Annotated in this window: 1 protein-coding gene; it reads right to left on the bottom strand. The window is 74.8% G+C overall.

Annotated elements, in window-relative coordinates; genetic code table 11:
• Positions 1–9 precede the first annotated feature (9 nt).
• Positions 10–2,821, bottom strand: a 2,812-nt coding sequence (locus tag SACSA_RS23830) for a non-ribosomal peptide synthetase (protein ID WP_198009101.1), incomplete at its 5' end; no start/stop codon positions are given.

Raw genomic sequence — 2,821 nt, 5'->3', positions numbered from 1 at the left:
CCACGCCGTCTACCACCAGTACGCCGAGATCGCGAGGCTCGAGCTGTTCGAGAAGGCCGGCGCACCAGCGCCGGTGACGTCGACCCTGCGCAGGCACCGGTCGGCGTCGACGGTGCCGGGGCCGGGCACCTCCAGCACCGGCTCCGCACCCGGGCGCAGGCGCGCCCGGAGCATGTCGTGGTGGTCGAGCAGCGTCGCCAGCGCCCGCCGCAGCACGTCCCGCTCCGCGCCCGCCGGGGTGAGCAGCACCATCGACTGGTGGAACGCGGTCGTGATCCCGCCGCGCCCGGCCAGCCACCGCAGCACCGGAGTCGCGGGCACCTCTCCCGTTCCGGGCTCGGAGGCGGCCTCGGTGGACTCGGGCGCCTCCCGGCGGGCGGCGGCGGCGAGCGCACGCACCGTGCGGTGCTCGAACACGTCCCGCGCGGTGAACACCAGGCCCGCGCGGCGGGCGCGGGAGACGAGCTGGATGGACACGATCGAGTCGCCACCCAGATCGAAGAAGCCGTCGTCGATGCCGACCTCGTCCAAACCCAGTACGTCGGCGACGAGCGCGCACAGCGTCGACTCGGCGTCGGTGCGGGCCGCGGTGACCGGCCCGCCGCCGAACTGCGGCGCGGGCAGCGCCGCACGGTCGAGCTTGCCGTTCGGCGTCGTGGGGAACTCGTCGAGTGCCACGAACGCGGCGGGCACCATGTGCTCGGGAAGCGCACTCTCGGCGTGCTCCCGCAGCGCGGCGGCGTCGATCCGCGTGCCGGGTTCGGCGAGCACGTAGGCTGCCAGGAACGGCCTGCCGGGACGGTCCTCGCGCACCGTCACGGCCGCTGCCGCGACGGCAGGGTGCGCCTCCGTGACCGCCTCGACCTCGCCGAGCTCGACGCGGAAACCCCGGATCTTGACCTGGTCGTCGACACGTCCCGCGAACTCCAGCTCCCCGTGGCGTGTCCACCGGGCCAGGTCGCCGGTGCGGTAGAGACGGGACCCCGGCGGACCGTAGGGGTCGGCGACGAACCGCTGCGCCGTCAGCGCGGGCCTGCGCAGGTAGCCGCGCGCGAGCCCGGCACCGGCGATGTAGAGCTCGCCGAGCACGCCCGGCGGCACCGGCCGCAGCCGCTCGTCCAGCACGTGGACGCGGGTGTCGGTGATCGGGGTGCCGATGGGCGGGGTCTGGGCACCACGCAACGGTGCACTGTGCGAGGCCATCACCGTGGACTCGGTCGGACCGTAGCCGTTGACCAGGTGCCTGCCCGCCGACCACCGGCCGACCAGCTCGGGCGAGCTGGCCTCCCCCGCCACCATGAGCATGCCGCCGGGCAGCAGGTCGGCGTGCGGGGTCAGCGCGGACAGCGCCACCGGCGGGATGATCGCGTGGGTGATCCGCTGCCGGGTGAGCAGGCGCACCAGCGAGTCGCCGGGCAGCAGGTGGTCGGCGGGCGCGAGCACCAGCGCCGAGCCGGAGAGCACGCCCATCAGGACCTCGAGGAAGGCGGCGTCGAAGCTCGGGGAGGCGAACTGGAGCACCCGGGCGCCCGGACCGGTGCCGAACGCGCGGGCGCACTCCTGCCGCACGCTGGCGAAACCACGGTGGGACACGACCACGCCCTTGGGGCGCCCGGTCGAGCCGGAGGTGTAGATGAGGTAAGCCGCGCGGTCCGGGGACACCGGGCGGTCGGCGACGGGAACAGCGGCGTCGAGCAGGGCGGTGGTGCCGGGCTCGTCCAGGACGAGCACGGGGTGGCCCTCCGGCAGCGCCGCCGCGGTCGCGGTGGTGGCGAGCACCAGCGCCGGCGCGGCGTCGCCGAGCATGTACTCGATGCGCTCCCGGGGGTAGTTCGGGTCGACGGGCAGGTAGGCCGCCCCGGTGCGGGCGGTCGCCAGGATCGCGACCACCATCTCCACCGACTTCGGCAGCGCCAGGGCGACGAAGTCCTCCGGACCGGCGCCCCGCTCGGCCAGCACCGCGGCGAGCCTGCCGACGCGGGCGTCCAGCTCGGCATAGGTCAGCCTCACCGGCCGTCCCGCGCGCCCGTCGGTGTCGTCGAAGACCACGGCGACGGCGTCGGGGTGGGCGCGCACCTCGTCGGTGAACAGCTCCGCCAGCGTCCGGGGGCACAGCTCGGTGGCGGTGTCGTTCCAGTCGCGCAGCAGGGCGTGCCGCTCGGCCGGAGTGAGAACGTCGAGCTCGCCGACGCGCGTGCCCGGGTCGGCGCAGACGGCCTCGAGGACGCGCGCGTAGCGTTCGGTCAGGGCCCGTGCGGTCTCGTGGTCGAACAGGTCAGTGGCGAACTCGAGCACGCCGTCGAGTCCCCCCGTGCCGGGCCGTTCGGTGAACTCGACGGACAGGTCGAACTTGGCCACCGGCAGTGTCACCGGGTGCGCCGCACACTCGAGACCCGCCAGCGCGACGGTGCCCGGGTGGTTGTTCTGGAGCGCCAGCGCCACCTGGAACACCGGGTGCGCCGCGAGCGAGCGATGCGGGCGCACGGCGTCGACGACGTGTTCGAACGGGAGGTCGGCGTGGGCGAAGGCGGCCAGGTCGTGCTCGCGCACCCGGCGCAGCAGTTCCCCGAACTCCGGATCGCCGGAGGTGTCGGTCCGCAGCACCACGGTGTTGGCGAAGAAGCCGACGAGGTCCTCGGCCGCCTCGTCGCGCCCGGCGACGACGCTGCCGATCGGGATGTCGGTGCCCGAGCCCAGGCGGGTGAGCAGTGCGGCGAGCCCGGCCTGAAGCACCATGAACAGCGTGGCCCCGTGCCCCGCGCCGAGCGCGGTCAGGCGCGCGTGCAGCGCCGGAGGGACGGTGAAGCGGACCGCGTCCCCG

It is taken from the genome of Saccharomonospora saliphila YIM 90502, assembly GCF_000383795.1.
Lineage (GTDB): Bacteria > Actinomycetota > Actinomycetes > Mycobacteriales > Pseudonocardiaceae > Saccharomonospora > Saccharomonospora saliphila.
Note: the sequence above shows the minus strand (reverse complement) of the source record. Positions and strands in the feature narration are given on the sequence as shown.